The following is a 24080-nucleotide window of genomic DNA, read 5'->3' on the forward strand; positions in this document are numbered from 1 at the left end:
GGATGTAAAAAAACCCGCTCCATTTGCATGGGCGGGTTTTTTTGCTCAAGCCGGAGAAGCGCTTATTCCACTTCCACCGTTTCCGGTGCAGCCGTCGGCGCCGCGTCGGGCGGTTCCGGGAATTCCAGCAAGACCTGGTCCTTGTCGTCGAGGTCGACCGTGATCTTGCCGCCGGACACCAGGCGACCGAACAGCAGTTCGTCGGCCAGCGCCTTGCGGATCATGTCCTGGATCAACCGCGACATCGGCCGCGCACCCATCAAGGGATCGAAGCCTTTCTTGCCCAGGAAGGCGCGCAGCTTCTCGGTGAAGACCGCTTCGACTTTTTTCTCGTGCAGCTGCTCTTCCAGTTGCATCAGGAACTTGTCGACCACGCGCAGGATGATTTCCTGGTCCAGCGCGCGGAAGCTGATGGTCGCATCGATACGGTTGCGGAACTCCGGCGTAAACATGCGCTTGATGTCGGCCATCTCGTCGCCTGCCTGCTTGGAGTTGGTGAAGCCGATCGAGGCCTTCTGCAAACTCTCGGCGCCCGCATTGGTGGTCATGATGATGATCACGTTGCGGAAGTCGGCCTTGCGACCGTTGTTGTCCGTCAGGGTACCGTGATCCATCACCTGCAGCAGGATATTGAAAATGTCCGGATGGGCTTTTTCAATTTCATCGAGCAGCAGCACCGCATGCGGCTTCTTGGTGATCGCTTCGGTCAGCAAGCCGCCCTGGTCGAAACCGACATAGCCCGGCGGCGCGCCGATCAGGCGGCTGACCGCGTGACGCTCCATGTATTCCGACATGTCGAAACGGATCAGCTCGATGCCGAGGATAAACGCCAGTTGCTTGGCCACCTCGGTCTTGCCGACGCCGGTCGGACCGGAGAACAGGAAGGAGCCGATCGGCTTGTCCGTCTTGCCCAGGCCGGCGCGCGCCATCTTGATGGCCGAGGCCAGCGCATCGATGGCCGGGTCTTGCCCGAACACCACGTTGCGCAGATCGCGGTCGATGGTCTGCAGCTTGCTGCGGTCGTCCTGGTTGACCGTTTGCGGCGGAATCCGGGCGATCTTGGCAATGATGTCCTCGATCTCGGCCTTGCCGATGGTTTTCTTCTGCTTCGACTTCGGCAAGATGCGTTGCGCCGCGCCCGCTTCATCGATGACGTCGATCGCCTTGTCGGGCAAATGGCGGTCGTTGATGAAGCGCGCCGCCAGTTCCGCCGCCGTCGACAGGGCCGAGGCCGAGTATTTCACGCCGTGGTGCTCTTCGAAGCGTGATTTCAGGCCGCGCAGGATCTGCACGGTCTGCTCGACGGTCGGCTCGTTGACGTCCACTTTCTGGAACCGGCGCGACAGCGCATGGTCTTTTTCGAACACGCCGCGAAATTCCGTGTAAGTGGTCGCACCGATGCATTTCAATTGGCCATTGGCCAGTGCCGGTTTGAGCAGGTTGGACGCGTCCAGCGTGCCGCCCGAGGCCGAGCCCGCACCGATGATGGTGTGGATCTCGTCGATGAACAGGATGCCGTTCGGATTGTCCTTGAGCTGCTTGAGCACCGCTTTCAGGCGCTGCTCGAAGTCGCCGCGGTATTTGGTACCGGCCAGCAAGGCGCCCATGTCCAGCGAATACACGACGGCATTTTGCAGGATTTCCGGCACATCGTTTTGCGTGATGCGGTAGGCCAGGCCTTCGGCGATCGCCGTCTTGCCCACGCCGGCTTCACCGACCAGCAGCGGATTGTTCTTGCGGCGACGGCACAGGATCTGGATCACGCGGTCGACTTCGTCCTCGCGCCCGATCAGCGGGTCGATCTTGCCTTCGGCCGCAGCCTTGTTCAGGTTTTGCGTGAACTGGTCGAGCGGGCTTTCCTTCGGTTGGCCTTCAGCCCCGGATGCGCCCTCTTCCACGCCTTCCGACGCTTTCGCGCTTTCGGTCGACTGGTCCTTGCGCACGCCGTGGGAAATGAAATTGACCACGTCCAGGCGCGTGACGCCCTGCTGGTGCAGGTAATAGACCGCGTGCGAATCTTTTTCGCCGAAGATGGCCACCAGCACGTTGGCGCCGGTGACTTCCTTCTTGCCATTCGATGCAGACTGAACGTGCATGATGGCGCGCTGGATCACGCGCTGGAAACCCAGCGTCGGCTGGGTATCGACCTCGCCCGTGCCAGGCACGGTCGGCGTGTTATCGCCGATAAAGTTGGTGAGGGTCTTGCGCAGGTCGTCAATATTGACCGCGCAGGCACGCAACACCTCGGCTGCAGAGGGATTGTCCAGCAACGCCAGCAGCAGATGTTCAACCGTGATGAATTCATGCCGTGCCTGCCGAGCTTCGACAAACGCCATGTGCAAACTTACTTCCAATTCCTGCGCAATCATACTTCCTCCATCACGCACTGCAGGGGATGCCCCGCCTTGCGCGCATGCGTTAAAACGAACTCCACTTTGGTACACGCTATATCTTTAGAGAACACGCCGCACACTCCTTTGCCGTAGCGGTGAACACTGAGCATGATTTGCGTCGCCGTTTCACGATCCTTGTTGAAATACTCCTGAATGACGGCGACCACGAACTCCATCGGGGTGTAATCATCATTGAGCAAGGCTACCTGATAGAGCGGCGGCGGCTTGATGGCTTGCCGCTCCAGCAGGGCTTCTGTGTCGTGCTTGGTTGCCATACGCTTATTCTAATGCTTTCACAGTGGTTGTCATGCGCAATATCTGCGCCTTTCCAATTGTTTTCAATCTTACGCGTTTTCTCACTACAGCGCAGATGGCGTCCCTGTCGCCAAAATCAAGAGTTGCTTTTTTGGCGGCCATGAAGAATTTGGCAAGATGAGTGCAAAAGCGCTTGACTTCAATATTTATTCCGCCAACAATGCGGTATCGACTGTTGCAGTAATATGTACAGCTTGATAAGAAGTGAGACGTCGAGGAGGGGGCAAGAAGCTTCTTGCTTTTATGGCTCGTGTGATTTGTTTTAATTTTGAAAGTTCTTTTTATGGCAACAGGTACAGTTAAGTGGTTCAATGATTCCAAAGGTTTTGGCTTCATCACTCCAGATGATGGCGGCGAAGATTTGTTTGCTCATTTCTCCGCAATCAACATGAACGGTTTCAAGACCCTCAAAGAAGGTCAAAAAGTTCAATTCGAAGTCACGCAAGGCCCTAAAGGCAAGCAAGCTTCCAACATCCAGTCCGCCTAAGCTTCTTTCGGCCCTCAGATGTGAAAAACCCCGCCAGTGGCGGGGTTTTTTTCGTCCGCGCTTTTCCTGCCCCTTACATGTTCTCGACCATCACCTGGCCAAAGCCCGAGCACGACACCTGCGTCGCGTCTTCCATCAGGCGCGCAAAGTCGTACGTCACGCGTTTCGAGGCGATCGCCTTCTGCATTGCCGCGATGATCAGCCCGGCTGCCTCGACCCAGCCCAGATGGCGCAGCATCATTTCCGCCGACAGGATCAAGGAGCCCGGATTGACCACGTCCTTGCCCGCATACTTGGGCGCCGTGCCATGGGTGGCCTCGAACATGGCCACCGAATCGGACAGGTTGCCGCCCGGCGCGATGCCGATGCCGCCCACCTGGGCCGCCAGCGCGTCGGAAATATAGTCGCCATTGAGGTTCAGGGTGGCGATCACGCTGTATTCGACCGGACGCATGAGGATTTGTTGCAGGAAAGCGTCAGCGATCGAATCCTTGACCGTGATGTCGCGCCCGGTACGCGGATTCTTGAACTTGCACCACGGGCCGCCATCGATCAGTTCGGCGCCGAATTCCTTTTGCGCCAGCGCATAGGCCCAGTCGCGGAAACCGCCTTCCGTGTACTTCATGATGTTGCCTTTGTGAACAATCGTCACGGAAGGCTTGTCATTGTCGATCGCATATTGCAGCGCCTTGCGCACCAGGCGCTCGGTGCCTTCGACCGACACGGGCTTGATGCCGATGCCCGAGGTTTCCGGGAAACGGATCTTGGTCACGCCCATTTCATTCACCAGGAAATCGATCAGCTTTTTCGCCTCATCGGTGCCCTGCGCGTATTCGATGCCGGCGTAGATATCTTCCGAGTTCTCGCGGAAGATCACCATATCGGTTTTTTCGGGCGCCTTCAGTGGCGACGGCACGCCCCTGAAGTAGCGCACCGGGCGCAGGCAGACATACAGGTCGAGCTGCTGGCGCAGCGCCACATTGAGCGAACGCATGCCGCCGCCCACCGGCGTCGTCAGCGGTCCCTTGATCGACACCACATAGTCTTTCAGCACGTCCAGGGTTTCCGGCGGCAGCCAGGTGTCGGCGCCATACACGCGGGTGGCTTTTTCACCGGCAAAAATTTCCATCCAGCTGATCTTGCGCGCGCCGCCATAGGCCTTGGCCACGGCCGCGTCGACCACCTTGATCATCACCGGCGTGATATCGCTGCCGGTGCCATCGCCTTCGATAAAGGGAATGATGGGCTGGTCGGGCACGTTCAGTGAAAAATCGGCATTGACGGTGATTTTTTGTCCGTCAGCAGGTACTGTAATATGTTGGTACATCAAAATCTCCGAATGGGACTGCTTCACAAAACAAATCAGGGACAGAGCTAGGGCATCCAAAGGTCTTCTATAAGATAGAAGACGGCTGCGTTTCTCATTATGCACCACTATAGTACACGGCGCCACGCTACACCGGCGGCGGCATCTCTTTTGCATCAAGATAACACCATGCCACTCATACTCTTTAACAAACCGTTCCAGGTCCTGTGCCAGTTTTCGCCGCAGGACGGCCGCACCACCCTCGCCGACCATCTCGATATCCCCGGCATCTACCCGGCCGGCCGGCTCGACGCCGACAGCGAAGGCCTGCTGCTGCTGACCGACGACGGCCAGCTGCAGCACGCTATCAGCCACCCCGACCGCAAGGAAGCGAAAACCTACCTGGTGCAGGTCGACGGCGTGCCGGATGCGGCCAGCCTGGCGCGGCTGCAGGCGCCGCTGGACCTGGGCGACTTCATCACCAAACCGTGCCAGGCGGTGCGCATTGCCGAGCCGGACTGGCTGTGGCCGCGCCATCCGCCGATCCGCGCGCGCCAGGACCAGCCCACCTCGTGGCTGGCGATCACCCTGAAAGAAGGAAAGAACCGGCAAGTGCGGCGCATGACGGCGGCCGTCGGCCTGCCGACGCTGCGCCTGGTGCGCAGCAGCATCGGACCGTTCTCGCTGGCCAGCCATCCCTTGATGCCGGGCCAATGGTGCGAAGTCCCAGCGTCAGCACTGGCCAAATAAGCAAGCTTGCTTGACGGCTGGCGCGCCTGCATGGCTTAATCGCCGCTTCCACCGCTACCGTCGTGCACATGAAAAAATTGTTGATCTGCGCCAGCCTGGCCCTGGCGACGGCGGCGCAAGCGCAAAATCCGCCGCTCAAGACGGCGCAACTGTTGGTCGGCAAGCATGTGATCGTGGCCGAGGTGGCAGCCACGCAAGAGCAGCGCGAACTGGGCCTGATGTACCGCGACAGCATGGCCGTCAATGGCGGCATGCTGTTCGCGTTCGGCGCGCAGGGCGCGCAGTGCATGTGGATGCGCAACACGGCACTGCCGTTGTCGGTGGCCTTTCTCGATGCGGCAGGCAGCATTATCAATATCGAAGACATGCTGCCGCACACGCTCGACAGCCATTGCCCGACCAGGGCCGTGCCCGCGCGCTATGCGCTGGAAATGAACCTCGGCTGGTTTCGGCTGCGCAATATCAAGCCGGGCATGGCGATTGCCAATCTGCCCGCCGAAAAATAGCCGGCGCAACGCGACAAAACCCGCCAGAACAAGTCTGCGGGTTTTTGCTTTTCATCCAACGCCAGCGAACTGGCGTACGGGCGAATATTAAGCGGACAGTGCTTTCAAAGCAGCTGCCAGACGGCTCTTGTGACGAGCTGCCTTGTTTTTGTGGATGATCTTCTTGTCAGCGATACGGTCGATGGTCGACACGGAAGCCTGGAAGATTGCAGCAGCTGCTGCCTTGTCGCCGCCCTGGATCGCTTTGCGAGCAGCTTTGATAGCTGTGCGCAAGGTCGAACGCTGGGACGAATTGTGTGCGTTTTGCTTAACTGCTTGACGAGCGCGTTTGCGCGCTTGTGCGGTATTTGCCATGGAATTTCCTAAAACAGGGTCAAAGTGCGTTTGCAAACATTAGTGTTTGCCAACCGGTGCGTTCTGTGCGTCTGCCGAACCATGTGTGCCAAACCAGTGCCTGTCAAACATTAGTGTCTGCGTAACAGAATTCTGTACAGCCTTCGATTATAACGATATTTTCCGGCGAGGGCAATTCAAAAAAACCGCTATCGGCATCGGCAGGGCGAAAAACGGCACAGCGTGGGGGCTTGCCGCCGTGATTATTACGACATGTTAACCGTTTGCACGGGGCGCACCCAGCTATAATCTGCCCCCATGAACTTGCTCAGAACCCTCGCCGCCATTTCCAGCATGACCATGCTGTCCCGAGTCACCGGATTATTGCGCGAGAGCCTGTTCGCGCGCGCCTTTGGCGCCGGCGCCTATACCGATGCCTTTATCGTCGCCTTCCGCATCCCCAACCTGCTGCGCCGCCTGTTCGCCGAGGGCGCGTTCTCGCAGGCCTTCGTGCCGATCTTGTCGGAGTATAAGAACCAGCATGGCCAGGACGCCAGCAAGCAGCTGGCCGACCATGTCGCCACCACTCTGGTGTGGGCCACCTTGCTGGTGTCCATCATCGGCATCGTCGGCGCGCCGTGGTTTGTGTATGTGATCGCCACCGGCCTGAACAAGGACCCGGGCGCCTTCGATGCGGCGGTCTGGATGACGCGCTTGATGTTTCCCTATATCAGTTGCATGTCCTTTGTCGCGCTGGCCGGCGGCATTTTGAACACCTGGCGCGAATTCAAGATTCCCGCGTTCACGCCAGTGCTGCTGAACCTGTCCTTTATTGCCGCCTCGCTGTTGCTGGCGCAGCACCTGGCGCAGCCGATCTATGCGATGGCCATTGCCGTGTTCGTCGGCGGTCTGCTGCAGGTGGCGATCCAGATCCCGGCATTGATCAAGATCGGCATGCTGCCGCGCCTGTCGATCAACCCGGCCGTCGGCCTGTCCGACGGTGGCGTGCGGCGCGTGCTGAAAAAGATGGGACCGGCCGTGTTTGCCGTCTCGGCCGCACAGATCAGCCTGATGATCAACACCAGCATCGCCTCGCGCCTGGCCGAGGGCAGCATTTCCTGGCTGTCGTATGCAGACCGCCTGATGGAGTTTCCAACCGCCATGCTGGGCGTGGCCCTGGGGACCATCTTGTTGCCCAGCTTGTCGAAAGCCAATGTCGATGGCGACAAGGCGGAATACTCGTCGCTGCTGGACTGGGGCCTGCGCCTGACCTTTTTGCTGGCCCTGCCGGCGGCGGTCGGCATGGCGACCCTGGCCACGCCGCTGATCGCCACACTGTTTCATTACGGCAAATTCTCGGCAGAATCGGTCACCATGTCGACTGAGCCGCTGGTGGCCTACAGCCTGGGCCTGCTCGGCATCATTCTGGTGAAAACCCTGGCGCCGGCGTTTTATGCGCGCCAGGATATCCGCACCCCCGTCAAGATCGCCATTGGCGTGCTGATCGCCACCCAGTTGATGAACTGGCTGTTCGTGCCCTACCTGGCCGTCGCCGGCCTGGCCCTGTCGATCGGCCTGGGCGCTTGCCTGAACGCCAGTTTTCTCTACTGGGGCCTGCGCCGCCGCGGCATCTACACACCGAAACCAGGCTGGCTCAAGTTCTTCCTGCGTCTGCTGCCGGCACTGGCCGTGATGGGCGGCGTGGCCGCGTATGGCGCCACCCGCATCGACTGGATCGCCATGCAAGCCCATCCGCTGTTGCGGGCCGGCACCCTGGGCCTGCTGATCTGCCTGTGCGGCGCAGCCTACTTCGGCACCTTGTTGTTGGCCGGCTTCCGCTTCCGCGATTTCAAGCGCACGGCCTGATCGGCGCTGGCGTCATGGGCGCGCTTGCAACAGAATGCGCCGGCAACGAAAGCAGAAACCAAAGCAGGCTCGACACTAGACATCAAAATATGATACATTTCCTACAAATAAGTTTAATTCCTGATAACAATTAAACAAGACGCACTCGATACGGCTGCAGGCCTCATCCACACCGGGCCTTGAAAGGCCCGCTGCTCCATGCGCACAGCGGTCGCATGGAAAAAGTGGCTGCAATAGTGGCGGCAATATATGCAATATCAGCGTCGGCAGTGACGCGGCACACCCGCTTTTTGAGAGAATGATCATGTCCACATCGATTTCCCGCTTGCTGGTCACACGTCCCTTGCTGCTGGCCGCTGCCATGATGGCGTTTGCCGGCAGCGCCCTGGCGCAAACGCAAGCACAGCCGCGCGACAATCAGAAAAGCTGCCAAGCCAGCACGAAGGACGCCAACGGCAATGCCAAGGACGGCAACCTCGACGGCACCTACAGCGCCTGCAGCCTGGCCGACGGCTTTATCAGTGGCAGCACGCGCGCCAACGACGGCAAGAAGCCGACGCCGGAGTTTGCCGGCAAGGTGTCGGACCAGGAACTGCGCAAGTTCGATTTCGACGACGGCACGCACCGCCTGGCGATCAAGACCATTCCGGGCAAGAGCGCGACGACATCAGGCGGCAAGCTATTGTCCACCGATGACAACGGTTTTCGCTTCGGCACGCGCGATTTCGTCGCTGCCGAGCAAATCTATCCACTTGACGAGCTGGGAGCAAATGGCGCGGCCGGCCGGGCCCAGAACGGCCGCGCCGTCAGTACCAGCAGCAACGCCGACAGCGAGACGCCGCTGGGCAACGCCAGCGGCGTGGGAACGGGCGGCGCCGGTGGCGGCCTGATCCCCACGGCACCGGCGGTACCGGCCGTGCCGGAACCGGAAACCTGGGCCATGCTGCTGGCCGGCCTGGGCCTGGTGGTCCTGGCCGGGCGCCGCAAGCAAGCGCTCAAGGCATAAAACAAAAAGCTCGCAAGAGCTTTCGTCGGGAGATGGGCAGCGCCCGCTGTCAGCGCCGGAAACGTGCATACGGCGCGGCCAGCGGATCGCCGATAAACAGGCCCTGCGCCGGCCACAGCACGCTGCCCCAGTAAGCTTCGAGGGCGGTGCTGCCCGACAGGTAGCGGCGCAGCAAGACGCTGGGCTGGGGGAACTTCTGCCAGTAACTGCACGGCTCGCTCACCGTGCCATAGCTGGCCGTGGCGCCCGCTTCCAGCCAGCGCTGGCTGCTCATTTGCTGCGTACCCTGCAAGTCGCCGCCAAACGAGGTCAGGTGGTCGGCCAGCGCGCCGGGCAAAAAGCGCAAGGTGTCGAGCTTGGCCACCTTGGCCAGGCCGGTCTGGTAGACCATGATGTCCTGCGCGCCTTCCAGGCTGTCCGCCTTCAGGTGCCGGATGGCCAGCTTGCGCTGGGCCAGCATGCCGGCCGGCGGAAACAGCAGCGCGCGGGTGTTGCGCGCCGCATCCGAGGTCGTCAGGTAATAGGCGCTGGCCGCTGGCGGCGAAAAGCCGCTGACGGCGCCCCGGTCGGCCACCGCCTTGGCTTCCTCGACGAAATCGATGGGCAGCAGCATCGCCAGGCGCAGGCCCAGCTGGGTGTAGGGCTGCTCCACATTGCTGTTGAAATACGGGCTAGGCTTGCCCGGGTCGCAGGTCCTCGTGCACTGGCCCGCGTCGTAGCCGAGGGTAAAGGCCGAGGTGATGGAATTGCACTCGACGGCATATGGCGCGCTCCATACCATCAGCACGGCCTGGATGCCTGGCTTTAACTGGGCGTCGATACGCTCCTTGAGCTGGGCAAACTGATCCATGCTCAGCTTGCGCGGCCGGTTCGGGATATTGACGTGCACCACGTTGGCGGCGGCAATCGCATGGACCTTGCGATAATATTCGCCCACTTCAATGCTGTTCGGCTCGGCGTCGTTGATGACGATGGCCAGTTGCGACGGCTGCAGGCCGGCGGCGGCAACGGGCGCATCGGCGCGGGCGCCAGTGGCAATACCGGCGGCCAAGGTCAGGGTCAGACTTAGAAAAATACGCAATGGTTCTCCCTGTATTTATTTGCTCGCTTGCGGCACGGGCGCCGCACCGGGAAACAGGCGCGCATAAGCGGCCAGCAACTTCGGCGCCTCGTATTCCCACTCCAGCTCGTTGATCACGCGGTGGCGGCCGAACGCCCCCATCTGTTCGCGGCGGGCCGGGTCGTCGAGCAGCTCGACGATCTTGCGCGCCATGTCGACGGGGTCGTTCTTCAGCGCATACAGCGAGGCATCCTGGGCCGAGACCTTGCCCTCGGCCAGGTCGAACTGCACGATCGGCTTACCCAGCGCCATGTATTCCATGATCTTGTTCATGGTCGACTTGTCGTTCATGTCGTTGGCCACGTCCGGGTTGACGCACACGTCCGCCGTATTGAGCATTTCCAGCAGTTGCTGGTCAGGCACCCGGCCCGTGAACGTCACGTAGTCGGCGATGCCCATGTCCTGCGCCATCTGTTTCATCTGTTCCAGCGAGGTGCCGCCGCCGACCAGGCCGAACTGCACATCCTGGCGCCCCAGCGTCCGCACGATGTAGTGCGCCGCCTGCAGCAGCAGGTCGATGCCTTCCTGGGCGCCCATCACGCCGACATAGCCGACCAGGTAAGCACGGCCTTGTTTCAGTGTCGGCACCGGCGGCAGCACGCGCAGGCGGTCGAGCTTGGGGCCGCTGCGCACCACGTAGACGTCGCCGGGCGGCATGCCGCCGCGTTCGATGGCGATCTTCTTGTACGACTCGTTGGTGGCGATCGACACGTCGGCGCTCTGGAACGACCAGCGCTCGAACAGCACCATCAGCTTGTAGAAAAAGTCGCGCCGGCCGAACTTGGCTTCGTACAGTTCCGGGTTGATGTCATGATGGTCGAACAGAAAGCGCTTGCCCATGGTCAGCTTGAAAAAACCGCCGATCAGGAACAGCAGGTCGGGCGGATTGCAGGCGTGAATCACATCGAAGCCGCGCGCGAAATGCACCTTCCACGCCAGGCGGAAGGTGTGAAACAGCGCCAGCGAATATTCCACCAGATAACCCTTGGCGCCCTGCGCTTCCAGCGGCAGGTGGTAGCGGTAAATATGGATGCCGTCGATGGCTTCGTAGCGCGACTCATAGCCCTTGCCGGTGGGGCAGATGATCGACACGGCATAACCGTTCGCTTGCAGCGTGGTCGCTTCCTGCCACACGCGCCGGTCGAATGGCGAGGGCAGGTTTTCCACCAAAATCAATACCCTGCGGGCTTTACCAGCAGATGCCGTCATATTGCTCTCCACTTTGCTCCTTGCTGATACGTACCAGGTCGACAATATGCTGGTGCGGCTTGAGGCTGCCTGGCACGGTCTTGAATTCGGCCGCGCCGTTGCCGATGACGATAGTGTCGGCAAAGTCGAGCACGTCCTGCATCGACGTGACCATCAATTTGGAGATATGCGGGATATGGTTGAGGATGTAATCCTGGTTGGCGCCCGTCAGCGCGGCCAGGTTGACGTTCTTGTCGTACAGTTTCAGCTCATACCCCTTGCCCAGCAGGTACTCGATCACGTCGACCAGCGGCGACTCGCGCAGGTCATCGGTGCCGGCCTTGAACGAGAAGCCCAGGATGCCGACCTTGCGCGCGCCCTTGTCGACGATCATCTTGATGCCCTTCTCCACCTGCTTGTGGTTCGACGGCAGAATCGAATTGAGCAGCGGCAAGTCCAGGTCCAGCGTACGCGCCTTGTAGGTCAGCGCGCGCACGTCTTTCGGCAGGCAGGAGCCGCCAAACGCAAAGCCCGGCTTCATGTAGTACGGCGACAGGTTGAGCTTGGTATCCTGGCAGAAGATCTCCATCACCTTGTGGCCGTCGATGCCGACCGCCTTGCAGATATTGCCGATCTCGTTGGCAAACGCCACTTTCACGGCATGCCAGGTGTTGTCGGTGTACTTGACCATCTCGGCAGTTTCCACATCGGTGCGCACCAGCGGCGCGTCCATTTTTTCGTACAGCTGCACCAGCAGCGTGCCGGCCTTTTCATCGGACTCGCCGATCACGGTCTTGGGCGGATGGTAGTAGTCGTGGACGGCCGTGCCTTCGCGCAGGAATTCCGGGTTGTTGCACACGCCGAAGTCAACCCCGGCCACCTTGCCCGAGGCCGCTTCCAGGGTCGGGATCACCAGCGAACGCATCGAGCCGGGCAGCATGGTGGAACGCGCGACGACCACGTGGAAAGTGTCTTTTTCGGCAATCGCCGCGCCGATTTCCTGGCACACCTTGCGCACATGGCTCAGGTCCAGGTTGCCATTGAGCTGGGACGGCGTGCCGACGCAGATCAGCGACATGTCGGAACCGAACACGGCGTCGCGCACGTCCGCCGTGGCGCGCAGATGGCCGCTCTTGACTGTGGCGGCGATCATCTCGCCGATGTCTTTTTCGATGATGGGCGTGGCGCCCTGGTTGATCAGGTCGACCTTGGTCTTGTTCGGGTCGACGCCGATCACCTGATGACCGTCGGTGGCCAGGCAACCGGCGGAGACGGCGCCGACATAGCCCAGACCAAAGATACTAATTTTCATGTTTTTCCTCGTTAATTTTCTACAGGACCGATGTCGTCAAGTGTAATGTGGTGCGCAGCCTGGCTGCGCCGGTTAGCCGCGCGCGCCAGGCCAAAGTGGGCGCGGCCTGTTTTTCATCAAAGCGATGCGAGATCCAGCCCAGCACCGGCTGCTCGCCGCCGCGCACCAAGGTCATCGTGGCGCCGGGCGCGTCCGGCAAGTGCATTTCAAGCGAGAAAGCAGCGCCTTGCACCTGCAGCACACCACCGTCCAGCGCCACCTGGCATTGCTGATCGAGATGCCAGAACAGCTCCACTTCATGCGCGCCGCGGCATTCGAGCACGTCGTCGATGACGATGCGCGCCGCGTCCGGCGTCACGCTGACCTCGCGCCGGTGCAAAACAGGATCGTTCAAGGCCATATAGCCGTCGTGGCTGGCGCTCCAGAACTGCCCTTCGGCATCCTCGCGCCAGGCCTGGCAGCTTGCCCTGGCCTTGCGCAGCCATAAAAAATTGCCGCCCGATTCGGACTGGTCGCGGCCATCGATGCGCACGCAATTGTGCGCGCTGGTGCCACGGAAATAATCGCGCCACCGCTTTTGCGTGTGATAGGCGTAGGTGCCGGGGTCGACCAGCACCGCCTGGCCGGCCACCGACAGGCTCAAGGCCAGCGCGTCGGCGTGGCCATGGGCGGCGATGCCCAGGTAGCCAAGCGGGCCGGCATCGAGCACCAGCCGCACCTCGGTGGGCGTATCGAGACGCGCGCCCATGATGTAATAGCCGCCATCGGCGAAACTGCGCGGCAAATTGATGGCCGCAGCGGCCGGCAAGGCCTCGAATGCCTGCCGGCCCGCCTCGCCCAGCAGCCAGGCGCTCTTGTCGTCAAAAGCGCCCGCCTTGCGCTTGAAATCGCTGCGCGCGAACAGCGCCGCGCCGCTGGCCAGCAGCGAGCGATACTCATTGGCGCCCGGCGACTTGTCCCAGTTGGCCAGGCGGGCATCGTCGGCGTCGCCGATCATCGGCAGCTCGCCCGCCACATTCATGATGGCGGCAATAAACTCCAGCATGGCCTCCAACTGTTGCAGGAACGCCGGCGAACGGGGCCGGCCATTGGCGCGGCCGGCCAGCACGCACAGCAGCATTTCGTCGGCCAGCGTATGCTGATAATAAATTGCCTGCTCGCGGTTGACGCCGTCCGGGCCGTTCTGCAGCAAGGCCTGCTGTTCCAGTTCGCGCGCCGTTTGCGCCAGCCACACCACACTTTCCGGCCAGCAGGGCCAGGTCAGCGCCGCCACGTGCAAGCCCGTCAGTTCGCCAAACAGATGGTTGTTGGCCGACGAGTGGCGCGAAAAATGGCCGGCAATAAAATGGCAATGCTGGTAGATGCTGGCCAGCCAGCGCTGCAGGAAGGCCTGGCCGGCGGCACCGTGAAACAGCGGACACTCGACGCCGCCCAACAACTGCCAGGCATGCGACCAGCTGACCAGGCGCAAGGCCAGTTCCAGCGCGCTGCTCCAGTTCGCTCCAAGCGGATACGGACACTGTTGCCACCACGATTCCAGCAGCGTCTGCACGGCCTGGGCGTAGCGCATCTCGCCGCCGAGGCGGTACGCCATCGCCAGATCGGCGATGCACAGGTGCCGGTTCGGCTCCCACAGGCATTTGATATCGCCGACCACCGCTTCATCGCGGTAATCGAGGGTCTTGCCAAAGGTGAGCGGCGCCACGATGCCGGTCTTCGGGTCGCGGTTCCACTGGGGCGGACAGCCGAGCGCCATGTCGCGCAGCGCGAACACATTGTAGCGGCCGGCCAGGATGCGCTCGGCCGCCGCCAGGTGCGGCGCGCCATCCGCTGGCAAGCCCAGCCAGGGCTGGCCGAAGCACGCCAGCGACGGCGGCGGCGGCACATGCGCCAGACCGATGCCGCGCGCCTGCAAGCGGTGCCGCACGGCGTCGCACACGCGGTGCGCCACTTCCGGCGCCCCCATGGCGCGCAGACGGTTCAGTTTCCAGGACAGATTAGCCAGCATGGTGGGCGCTCACAGATACTGGCGATGCCAGATTTCCAGGGTCAGCAAGCTCCACAGCAGCTTTTCATGGTTTTGCCGCCCCTTTACATGCTCGGCCAGCACCTGCCCGAGCGCGTTTGCATGGTAGTAGTGGCGCGTGCGCGAGGAGGCGCCCGTCAGGTGTTCGTACAGATAGTCTTTCATGGGACCGCGGAACCATGCATTGACGGGCACGCGAAAGCCCACTTTCGGCCGCGCCAGGATCGCCGGCGGCAGCAGCTGCTTCATCGCTTCGCGCAGAATCCACTTGGTGGTGCGCCCGCGCACGCGGTAGTGGTCCGGCAGGGTCGAGACATAGGCGGCCAGCTCGTGGTCCATGAAGGGCATGCGCGCTTCGAGCGAGGCGGCCATGGTCATGCGGTCGCCGCGCTCGAGCAGGTTGTCGGGCAGCCAGCTGTGCTGGTCGAAACACAGGATGCGGCGCAGCGCGCTGTTGTCGCCGCCGCCACAGCCGAGACCTGTTTCGCGCGGGCGCCGTGGCGCCGGCATGGCCACCAGGCGCGCGCGTTCCTGGTCCGACATCATGCCGAACCAGCGCGGCATGCGCTCGTCGAACGCCTCCAGGCCCAGGTTGACAATGGCCGTCTTGGCGCGCCGAAAACGATACGGCAAGGCGCCGATGGCCGGCTCGATCAGGCCGCGCCGCAACCAGCCCGGCAACTGCTGGTAGCTGCCCGCGTAGCGCTCGTACACATGCTTGGGATAGCCACCTAAAATTTCATCGGCGCCCTCGCCCGTGAGCACCATCTTGACCGTCTTGCGCGATTGCTTCGCCAGCAGATAGATGGGAATGTCGGACGGTTCGGCCACGGGGGCGTCGCGAAAGCGCACCAGCTCGGGCAGCAGCGCGATCACCTGGTCGACCGACACTTCCAGCGCATGGTGGTCGGTGGAAAACTGGCGCGCAATGTCAGCCGCATAGGCCAGCTCGCTGAAGCCGCCCTCCCTGAAGCCGACCGAAAACGTTTTGACGGGCACGCCGGCATGGCGCGACATCAGGGCCACCACGGCCGAGGAATCGATGCCGCCGGACAAAAACGCGCCGAAGGGCACATCGGCAATCATGCGGATGCGCACCGACTCGTCGAGCTTGTCGAGGAAGGTGGCGACCGGGTCGGCCGGCACGCGGCAGGCCACGCGCGGGCGGCTATCGGGCGCAATGTAGTACACGCGCTCGCGCAGCACGCCGTTGTCCCAGGTGGCGCTCGAACCGGGGGCGAGTTTCCTGATGCCCTGGAACAGGGTGGCCGGACCGGGCGCGTAGCGGTAGGCAAAATAATCCCAGACCGCGCCTGCGTCGGCCTGCGCCGTCACGCCCGGCAAGGCCAGCAGCGCCTTGATTTCCGAACCGAAGGCAAGCCGGCCTTCGTGCTGCCACAGGAACAGCGGCTTCTTGCCAAACGGGTCGCGCGCCAGGAACAGGCGGTTGTGGCGCGCATCCCAGATGGCAAAGGCAAACATGCCGCGGAAGTGGCGCACGCAGTCCTCGCCCCACTGCACATAGGCATGGACAATGGTTTCCGTATCGGAGGCGGTGCGAAAACGGTGCCCCAGCGCAATTAACTCCTCGCGCAGCAGCTGGTAGTTGTAGATTTCGCCGTTGAAGATGATCTGTACGTCGCCCGCCTCGTTGCCCAGCGGCTGGTGGCCGGTGGCGATATCGATGATGGACAAGCGCCGGTGCAGCAAGCCGACCCGCCAGGCGCCGTCCAGCGTGGCGGCCTGCAGCACGCCGGTGTCATCGGGGCCGCGGTGCGCGATGGCGCGCCCCATGGACTCGAGCGCGGCCAACTGGCCGGCGTCGGACGAGGGAAAGATCAAACCGGCAATACCGCACATAATAGCTCGCTTGAAAAAACGGTTTACGCCACCGGCGGCGCCAGCATGGCGCGGTAGACGCGTCCGAAATCGTGCGCCAGGCGCTCGACCGCGTAGTGACTGTCGATGCGCTCGCGGCAGGCCTGGCCCATGCGCCGCAGCAGCGCGCGGTCGCCATCGAGCCGCGCGATGGCCTCGGCCAGCGCCTGCGGATCGCGCGGCGGCACGAACAGGCCGTGCACGCCATCTTGCACCACGTCGGGAATCGCGCCCACCGGGCAGATCAGCACCGGTGTGCGCGCGGCCATGCTTTCCAACAAAGCATACGGCAATCCTTCATGATGCGTGGGGAAACCGAACACATCGGCGCCGCGCCACAAGGCTTGCTTGGCCGCCCCAAACACCGGGCCCAGGAAGCGCACCTGCGCCTGCAGCCCCAGCGCCGCCACCCTCGCCCGCAAGGCCTTTTCGGCAGGGCCGCTGCCGGCCAGCGCCAGGGTCGCGGAGCTGCCGGCCGCGCGCGCCAGCGCCAGCGCCTCGACCAGTTCGAACAGGCCCTTGCTTTCGGCCAGGCGCCCGACATAGACCAGCGACAGCGGCAACTGCGGCAGCGACGGTTTCTCACCAGCATCAAGCCCGGCATCGATAGCGTTAGGAATCACTTCCAGCGGCAGGGCAGGATCGAAACTGCGGTAGCCGCGCAATTCGCATTGCGCCAGCAGCACCACCGCATCAGGCAGGCGCAGCACCCGGCGCAGCAAGCCCGTCAACAAAGGCTTGCCACCAAAAAACACCTGCGGCAAGGCGCCGCCATGCACCTGGTACAGCACGCGCTTGCCCATGGCCTTGGCCACCAGCAAGTAGACCAGGTCGCGCCAGTAGCTTTTCTGCTCCATCGAGGTATTGATATGCACAATCTGCGGCCGCGCCACGCGCAAGGCACGCAAAAACTGGAACGGGCTGCAGGCAAAGCGCAACAGCTTGTGCGGGCGCGATTCGCGCCGCCCTTCGCTGCCCACCTGGAAATGCACGAGTTGAAAGTCGCGCGCCAACGAACAATGGAACAATTGATTCAGATGCGTGGTCACGCCACTGACGGCATCGAGGGCGGGGCCAAGCAACATTACTGTAGTCATATTGGCATTATATTTTATAAATATGTAATTGTGCGATGGGAAACTGTTTTTCCGCCTCAGGATGCAACAGTGCCGCTCAAGCCGTGATAGCGCGCCGCCAGCTGGCGCGCCAGCACGCGGTAGCTGCGCTCGGCTTCGATATAGGCCGCGCCGCCGTTCGCGCGTGCGCGTGCCGAAGGCAAGTCGCGCAGGATCGCCACCATCGCGCCGGCCATGGCCGCCGGCTCGCTGGCCGCCAGCCAGCCGGCATTGCTGCTGGTGAGCACATGGACCTGGTCCGGGCTGTCGTTGCCGACGGAAGGCATGCGCAGGGCCAGGTATTCGAGCAGCTTGGTGGGCGAGCAGACGTCATGCACCAGGCCACGCGGAAAATACGACACGGCCACATCGGCGCCGGCCAGCAGCTGCCAGGCCTGGCTGGACGGCAACCAGCCCGTCACCCGCACGCAGTCGGCCAGGCCGGCGCGGCGCGCGTAGTCGAGCAAGGCATCGACATCGGACGGCGTATCGGACGCACCGATCAGCAACAGACAGGCATCAGGCACGTCGCGGCGCACGATCAGCAGCGCGTCGAGCACGCGTTCGAGCTGGCGCGACTGGTCCAGGGTGCCGAGGTAGGCCAGCAGCGGCACGCCTTGCCAGCCCTCGGGACGCTGCGGCGTAACGGTTTGCGGGCCCAGCACTTCCGTGTCGACGCCCATCGGCACGGCCGTCATTTTCCGCGCCGCGACGCCGTGCTCCTGCATCATGCGCAGCATGGCCTCGCTTTGCACGAACACATGGTCGGCGCGCGGCAGCAGCACGCGGTACAGCAGCCAGCGCTCGACCAGCCCTTTGCACAGCACGAGGCGGCTGCGCATGGTCGATTGCCGCGCCAGGTCGGCGCGCGCGCGTTCGACGCGCCCTTCGCTGATCAGGTAGGAGACCCAGTAATAGAAGGGAATGCCCTTGATGCGCGACGCCAGCAGCGCCATCAGGCCGGTCGGCACCATGTCGCGTACCTGGATCGCGTCGCAGTCGGCGCGGCGCGCCTTGAACAGGGCGCGCACGCACGTGGCCTGATACGCCAGTTCGCGCCGCAGCCGGCCTGCGTGAAAATGCGGCATGCGCACGGAGCGGAAGCCCTGCTCCCGCAGCGCCTCTTGCGCCGGCATGCCGACGATATCGCATTCGACGCCGTGGCGCGGCAGGTATTTGCCAAACAGCACCGCCACGTCGGGACGAAAGGTGGGCAGGCTTTCGGGCACAAATTGCAGGAGCTTCAAGGGCATGGGCGACGACATGTAAAATAATTAATCATCTTACCTGAACAGCATGGTTTTAGCGGCACGCCAGAGTCGAAAAAAAAAGCAATACCAGGCGGTATTGCTTTTCTCGACCTGAGGTGCCGCGATTACTTTGGCAGTGGCAGTGTCAACGTTTGCGCGCCAACGACCAGCTTGCGCAGGCCGTTGCTGGTGTCGAGCGTGACAGCGGTGCCCTTGCAGCCGACGTCGATCACGGTCAGGAATTCGCCGCTGGTGGCGGCGTTGGCCTTGACGAACACGCCATGGTCTTCAACCATGCCGCTTTGTGGCGGCGGGCCGGCGCGGCGCTCGAAACGCTGCGCCGTGGTGGCCAGCGGCACCACGCAGACCTGGCGGCCCTTGTTGCTCACGGAAATATTGCCGGCCGCATCAGTAACGATGGGAGCGTAGGCATGGAAGTTCCACTCGAACACGCGCGGCGTGGCCGACGCGAACTGGTCGAGGATGACGGCGGTGTCGCTGCCGCGCACATACCAGATCTTGCGCGTGGCCGATTGCAGCAGGCCGGCATACGCGGCAGTAGCGTCGCCTTCCACGTAATCGAGCGCCGGCGTGGTCGAGAAGGCATTGATGCGGCCATTGCGCGACAGCGGCTCGGCATAGCCTTCCACCACCTGCCCGACGCCGCCGTCAAAGGTCAGCGCATTGTGCGACTTCGACTGGCGGTACCAGGTATTCCACATCGGCGAATCGTACCAGTCATACCAGCCCGTTTCCGTCAGCAGCGGCACGCCGCCGCTGAACAGCACGAAACCGTTCTGGTCGCCATGACTGTGGTTGAACGAACCGTAGGGGCTGGCCTTGAAGTACAGCGAAGTGCGGCCATTGTCGGCCAGGTTGCTGTGCATGGCGGTCCAGCCGATGCTCGGATAGTAGGCGGCATTGGCCGGCGCCGTGGCGGCGGCCGTCACGGTCGCGACCGGCAGCGGATACGGCGCCTGCAAGGTGGCCAGCACGTCGTCGGGACGGCTCAGGTTTTTCACGTACCAGGCCGCCTGCGGCGTGGCGTAGCGCGAAGCAAAGCCTTTCATGAAGCGGTATTCGGGCGCATTTTCGTGGCCGTCGCCAAACACGTGGGTCTGCTGGCCGGGCGGCACGAAATGCATCAGGAACTGCGCAAAGCCGCGCGACCAGGGCTTGTCGAACATGTTCACGCCAGTCGCCTGCGCCAGCGCGGGCCAGATCTGCAAGGCAAAATCGGCTTCGTATTCGGCGTAGGCGGTGCCGTTGGCAAAGCCGCCTTCCGGACCGCTCCACACGCTGAACGAGCTGACAAAGGCGCGGAACGAGAAATCGAACCAGGCGGCCGCTTCGGGAATGTCGCCCAGCGCCAGGGTCGAGGTCAGGGTCAGGAAAGCCATGCTGGTGGCCGCATGCGAATCGAACGGCAACTGGTCAAGGCGCCCGCCGCCGGCCGACAGGTCGGCATACAGATCGCGGGTGCGGGAAGCCACCACCGACAGCCATTTGTCGCGGCGGGTGGTGTCGCCATTGACCACCAGCGCGCCGGCCAGCATGTCGATCGCCTTCATCAGGCTTTGCGCGATCATGCGGCTGCCCATGTCCTGGTTGGCAAAACTGGTCGGGCCGTTGACGTCGAGCGCGGCGAACTGGTCGCCGCGGCGGATCGCCTCGTCCAGGTAGGACTGCTGGCCGGTCAGGCGGTACATGGTGGCCGCGCCTTCCAGCTGGCGCGCATTCGGATTGACGCGCTGCATGATGTTCGCCTGCTGCGCCACCAGCGCCGCCGTACGGATCTTGCTTGGCGGCAGAGGCCATTCACTGTCGGACACGGTATTGAGCGAGCCGACATAGTAGTTCACTTCATACGCCAGGCTCGTCAGCGCAGCCTGGCGATCGGCGCGCATGGCGGCGCTCCATGACGAGAAAGGCTTCAGGCCGCTGGGCATCGCGCGTGGCCGCGCCTTGCGCATGACGGTGTTGCGCAGCGCCAGGTTCTCAGGCACTTCAAACAGCTGCGAGTTACTGGCGATCACGAAGCTGCGCGGGGTCGACCACTCCTGCGAGGTCGACGGCCGCACCCGCCAGGTATAACTACCAACAGGCAAGGCACGCGGCGGCAGATACCAGTTGCGGTTGCTGTTGTAGCTACGGTTCAGCACCCCGTTCAGGAATACCTGGATCACATAACCGGGCGGCGCCGACGCATGGCGCGACCACGAAAAGGTTGGCGGGTTTTGCGCCTGGGTCTGCAGGTTGTCCGGCAGTGCGCGGATGACCAGCGGATCGGTCGCCTGTACCCAGTCCGCCTGGGCGACACCGCACCATGGCAACAGCAATAGCAGGGCGGAACGCAACAGCGGGCGTTTGCTTGATTTCATGGCGGAGTTCCTTCGACGGGTATCAGATTGGGCCTGGATCAGAGCTGACCATCAAGGTTGCGCGGCGCTACCTTAACGCAAGAGAAATGGTCTTTTGGTGCAACAGCATGAGGTGTTTTTGTAACCAAGAAGAAACTTGGCTGACGCACGCAATTATACCGAAATGCCCATTGGCAACGACGATATTAAGAGGCAATGCGTGATTTTCGCCACAACGTCCAGCGTCTTGTCATGGACGGCGTAAACAGCATGCACATGACGGCCGTGCTCCACCAGTGGCGTGTGACGCCGTCGCGCAGGGCGCGCCCCATTTCGGCCACGGCCGCGCCACGGCGCCCCGCTTCAAGCAGTTCGCGCGCCACCACCACGCGCGCATTCGACACCAGCAGCAAGGCTGGCTGCCGGGCCCGGTTACTCGCCGGCCAGCCGCGCGCGCGCTGTTCCAGGCGCGCAAATACGGGCAGCACCTGGTCGCGGCGGTGGGTCGAGGTCAGGCTGCCGCCCACTTCCAGCCGGTACGCCACCAGTGGCGCCGGCGCCAGCACCAGGCGATGCCGCTCGGCCAGCCGGAACCAAAGGTCGAGGTCTTCGCCGAACTGTTCGCCCTCGGGAAAACACGGCTGCAAGGCCCACAGCGCGGTGCGCCGGACGGCGACCGAGCTGGTAAAGAAGGGGATCCAAGTCCGATTGCAACGCGCAAAGAAATCGTCGATCAGCAGCGCCTGCCCGGGCGCTGCCGGCGCCTCGGCCAGCGCCGTATCGCCGCCTGGCATGACGCCCTTGAAACCGGTGGCGAAGTACGATTCGGCGGGATAGGCCTGCGCCATGGCGACCTGCGTGCGCAGGTAGTCGGGCGCGTACCAGTCGTCGGCGTCGAGGAAGCACACCAGCTCGCCCCGTGCTTCGGCGATGCCGCGATTGCGCGCCCGCGACACGCCGCCATTGGCCTGACGCACCAGGCGCACGCGCGGATCGCGGCAGGCTTCCACGCGCGCGGCGCCATCGTCGGTGGAGCCATCGTCGACCACCACCACTTCCCAATTCTCATGGGTCTGCGCCAGCACCGACGCCAGCGTCGCATCGATATACGGGGCCTTGTTGTACAGCGCAATAATGACCGAGCAGCGCATCAGGCCATTCCCGGCATGCGCGTCCTGCGCGCCCTGACGGCCTGCCTGTCGGCCAGCGGATAATTGGCCGTGATAATGACCAGCAGCAGCACGTGCGTGAGCGCCTCGGCCGCAAAGCCCGTCATCGCCAGCGGCACTTCGCTCAACGAGCGGCTGGCGATCAGCACGAACAGCGCCATCGACAAGCCTTCGCTGGCCTTGGCCGTGCGTGCCGAGGCGTACAGCAGCACCACCGCGTACAGCACCAGGCCGATCGCGCCGATGGTGCCGGCGCTGGCCAGGCTCTGGTAGAACTGGCTGTGCGCATGGGTGGCGTACGGCATGCCGATGCTGGCGCGAAAAGCATCGTCCCACAAGGGCAAGCCGTAGCCGAAGACGGGGCTCTTGTGCCACTCCTGCACTGCCACCTGCCAGATCACGTCGCGGCCAGTCAGGCTCATCAGTTCAAAACCCTCGTCACTGGTGACGAAGCGCGACAGCGTGCCATCGAGGCCGCCGAACATCACGACCAGCAGGCCCATCGTGCATAGCAGGATAAAGCCGAAAATCATCAGGATCGACAGCTGCGGCCGGCGGTAATCGAACAGGCGCTCCCTGATCTGCTGGCGAAAGCCGAAATACGCGATGCAGGCAAAGCACAGCAGGCAGGCGATCCAGTTGGTCTTCGACTGCGACAGCAGCAGGCTGGCCAGGCCCAGCCCCCAGGCGAACAGATTCATCGGGCGCCAGGCAAACGGCTTGCGCCACAGGCACAGCAGGTACACCACCACCATCGGCCCCAGCACATTGGCATGACTGGCCAGGCCTGCATAACGAATGTTCAGGAACGGCAGCAGGCCATGGTAATTATTGACCAGGACCATGTTCGGCTTCCAGGCCAGCATGGCCGCGCTGAGCACCAGGAACAGCAGGTTGGCATTGCGCATCGAAATAATGCTCATGTCCACTTCCTTCGGCGTCATCAGCATGGCGGCACAGCCGGCCAGGAACACGTACAGGTATTCATGCGACAGTTCCGTGTGGCGGCCGAACAGCGCCGGGCTGACGATATTGCTCAGGAAATACAAGGTGAAGGACCAGAACAGCAGCATCGGCATGGCCTGCGGCTTGTCGCTCGACGTGATGCGGTGCAAGATGCGTTCGCCGCAGGCAAAGATCACAAACAGGGAAGTGAGCCGGCCTATCCAGGCGCTGGCCGGATGGCGCACCACGGCCTTGACCCCCAGCAAGATCGCGCTGACCGAAAAATCGCGGTTCGACAGGATGGCGATGATGGCGATCGACAGCATCACCGGGTAAAACACATAGGGCACCAGGCCGGTCACGCGCTTGCTGCCCCAATGAATGCTCAAGGCGATGAAGAATACCACCACCAGTGCGGCAACCAGCGCAACGAGGCCAAACAGTATTTCACTCATGTCATTCTCTTGTTTCGATCAGGTTGTCGCCCGCGCCGCAGCGCTCGCGCAAATAACGGATGGCGCTGGCCGGTAGCGGCGGACTGAAGCGCCCCAGCAGGCCCACCACTCTGGCGCCCAGCAAAGGCGGCCAGGCCAGCACGGCGGCCAGCAGCAGCGCGCCGCCGAGCAAAGCGCCCCCCAGGAAAGCGGCCAGCGGATGGCTGCCCGCCATGCTGCCCAGCAAGGTGCCGCCCCAGCTGCCGGCGCCGGCCAGCACGCCCATCACGCCGCCGCGCGCGGCCAGCGGCGCCAGCTCGC

19 protein-coding genes and 1 pseudogene are annotated in these 24080 nt (G+C 62.8%); 5 read left to right on the plus strand and 15 right to left on the minus strand.

What is annotated here, in order from left to right:
* Positions 1–62: 62 nt before the first annotated feature.
* Together clpA and clpS are read right to left on the minus strand one after the other, a co-directional pair.
* Complete coding sequence (clpA, locus tag CD932_RS23790) at positions 63–2369, minus strand: ATP-dependent Clp protease ATP-binding subunit ClpA (protein WP_094445388.1); 2307 nt, start codon at positions 2367–2369, stop codon at positions 63–65.
* The gene (gene clpS / locus CD932_RS23795) at positions 2366–2668 is read right to left on the minus strand and encodes an ATP-dependent Clp protease adapter ClpS (RefSeq protein WP_094445389.1); all 303 of its coding nucleotides are present in this window, start codon (positions 2666–2668) and stop codon (positions 2366–2368) included. The genes clpA and clpS overlap by 4 nt, the downstream gene beginning before the upstream one ends.
* 323 nt (positions 2669–2991) lie before the next feature.
* Here clpS and CD932_RS23800 point away from each other — a divergent pair, with 323 nt between their 5' ends.
* A complete protein-coding gene (locus tag CD932_RS23800; RefSeq protein ID WP_008446468.1) occupies positions 2992–3195 on the plus strand; it encodes a cold-shock protein in 204 nt (67 codons plus the stop codon).
* A gap of 73 nt (positions 3196–3268) precedes the next feature.
* Here CD932_RS23800 and icd read toward each other — a convergent pair whose 3' ends face one another.
* The gene (gene icd / locus CD932_RS23805) at positions 3269–4522 is read right to left on the minus strand and encodes an NADP-dependent isocitrate dehydrogenase (protein WP_094445390.1); all 1254 of its coding nucleotides are present in this window, start codon (positions 4520–4522) and stop codon (positions 3269–3271) included.
* 168 nt (positions 4523–4690) lie between these two features.
* Between icd and CD932_RS23810 the strand changes: the two genes are divergently transcribed.
* Both CD932_RS23810 and CD932_RS23815 read left to right on the plus strand, forming a co-directional pair.
* Complete coding sequence (locus CD932_RS23810) at positions 4691–5251, plus strand: pseudouridine synthase (RefSeq protein WP_094445391.1); 561 nt, start codon at positions 4691–4693, stop codon at positions 5249–5251.
* A gap of 68 nt (positions 5252–5319) precedes the next feature.
* Positions 5320–5757, plus strand: coding sequence for a DUF192 domain-containing protein (locus tag CD932_RS23815; RefSeq protein WP_094445392.1), 438 nt, complete (start codon positions 5320–5322; stop codon positions 5755–5757).
* A gap of 87 nt (positions 5758–5844) precedes the next feature.
* Here CD932_RS23815 and rpsT read toward each other — a convergent pair whose 3' ends face one another.
* Complete coding sequence (gene rpsT, locus CD932_RS23820) at positions 5845–6111, minus strand: 30S ribosomal protein S20 (protein WP_010395935.1); 267 nt, start codon at positions 6109–6111, stop codon at positions 5845–5847.
* 297 nt (positions 6112–6408) lie between these two features.
* Between rpsT and murJ the strand changes: the two genes are divergently transcribed.
* Together murJ and CD932_RS23830 are read left to right on the plus strand one after the other, a co-directional pair.
* Positions 6409–7956: a murein biosynthesis integral membrane protein MurJ gene (murJ, locus tag CD932_RS23825; RefSeq protein ID WP_094445393.1), complete on the plus strand. Its 1548-nt coding sequence runs from the start codon at positions 6409–6411 to the stop codon at positions 7954–7956.
* A 304-nt stretch (positions 7957–8260) separates the two neighbouring features.
* Positions 8261–8962: a PEP-CTERM sorting domain-containing protein gene (locus CD932_RS23830; RefSeq protein ID WP_254926747.1), complete on the plus strand. Its 702-nt coding sequence runs from the start codon at positions 8261–8263 to the stop codon at positions 8960–8962.
* A gap of 49 nt (positions 8963–9011) precedes the next feature.
* On the opposite strand, the gene CD932_RS23835 is transcribed toward CD932_RS23830, so the two are convergent.
* The 11 genes and pseudogenes from CD932_RS23835 to CD932_RS23885 all read right to left on the minus strand — a co-directional run.
* On the minus strand, positions 9012–10043 hold the full coding sequence (locus CD932_RS23835) for a TIGR03790 family protein (protein ID WP_094445395.1): 1032 nt from the start codon (positions 10041–10043) through the stop codon (positions 9012–9014).
* A 15-nt stretch (positions 10044–10058) separates the two neighbouring features.
* A complete protein-coding gene (locus CD932_RS23840; RefSeq protein WP_094445396.1) occupies positions 10059–11291 on the minus strand; it encodes a glycosyltransferase family 4 protein in 1233 nt (410 codons plus the stop codon).
* Positions 11272–12582 (minus strand): nucleotide sugar dehydrogenase, encoded by a 1311-nt coding sequence (locus CD932_RS23845; RefSeq protein WP_094445397.1) that lies wholly within the window; start codon positions 12580–12582, stop codon positions 11272–11274. The genes CD932_RS23840 and CD932_RS23845 overlap by 20 nt, the downstream gene beginning before the upstream one ends.
* 19 nt (positions 12583–12601) lie before the next feature.
* A complete protein-coding gene (locus CD932_RS23850) occupies positions 12602–14590 on the minus strand; it encodes an alginate lyase family protein (RefSeq protein ID WP_094445398.1) in 1989 nt (662 codons plus the stop codon).
* Between the two features lie 9 nt (positions 14591–14599).
* A complete protein-coding gene (gene asnB, locus CD932_RS23855) occupies positions 14600–16468 on the minus strand; it encodes an asparagine synthase (glutamine-hydrolyzing) (RefSeq protein ID WP_094445399.1) in 1869 nt (622 codons plus the stop codon).
* A 23-nt stretch (positions 16469–16491) separates the two neighbouring features.
* The gene (locus CD932_RS23860; protein WP_094445400.1) at positions 16492–17583 is read right to left on the minus strand and encodes a glycosyltransferase family 4 protein; all 1092 of its coding nucleotides are present in this window, start codon (positions 17581–17583) and stop codon (positions 16492–16494) included.
* Between the two features lie 56 nt (positions 17584–17639).
* Positions 17640–18854, minus strand: a complete 1215-nt coding sequence (locus CD932_RS23865) for a glycosyltransferase (RefSeq protein WP_176461120.1) — start codon at positions 18852–18854, stop codon at positions 17640–17642.
* Between the two features lie 122 nt (positions 18855–18976).
* Positions 18977–21232 carry a heparinase II/III family protein gene (locus tag CD932_RS23870; RefSeq protein ID WP_094445402.1) on the minus strand — a complete coding sequence of 752 codons (2256 nt, stop codon included), beginning with the start codon at positions 21230–21232 and terminating at the stop codon, positions 18977–18979.
* Between the two features lie 185 nt (positions 21233–21417).
* Positions 21418–22362 carry a glycosyltransferase family A protein gene (locus tag CD932_RS23875; protein ID WP_094445403.1) on the minus strand — a complete coding sequence of 315 codons (945 nt, stop codon included), beginning with the start codon at positions 22360–22362 and terminating at the stop codon, positions 21418–21420.
* Positions 22362–23780, minus strand: a complete 1419-nt coding sequence (locus tag CD932_RS23880; RefSeq protein WP_094445404.1) for an O-antigen ligase — start codon at positions 23778–23780, stop codon at positions 22362–22364. Before CD932_RS23880 ends, CD932_RS23875 begins: the two co-directional genes overlap by 1 nt.
* Position 23781: 1 nt before the next feature.
* Positions 23782–24080, minus strand: a pseudogene (locus tag CD932_RS23885) (hypothetical protein); the annotation flags it as partial.

This window comes from Janthinobacterium sp. PC23-8 (assembly GCF_002250505.1).
In the GTDB taxonomy this organism is placed as follows: domain Bacteria; phylum Pseudomonadota; class Gammaproteobacteria; order Burkholderiales; family Burkholderiaceae_D; genus Janthinobacterium.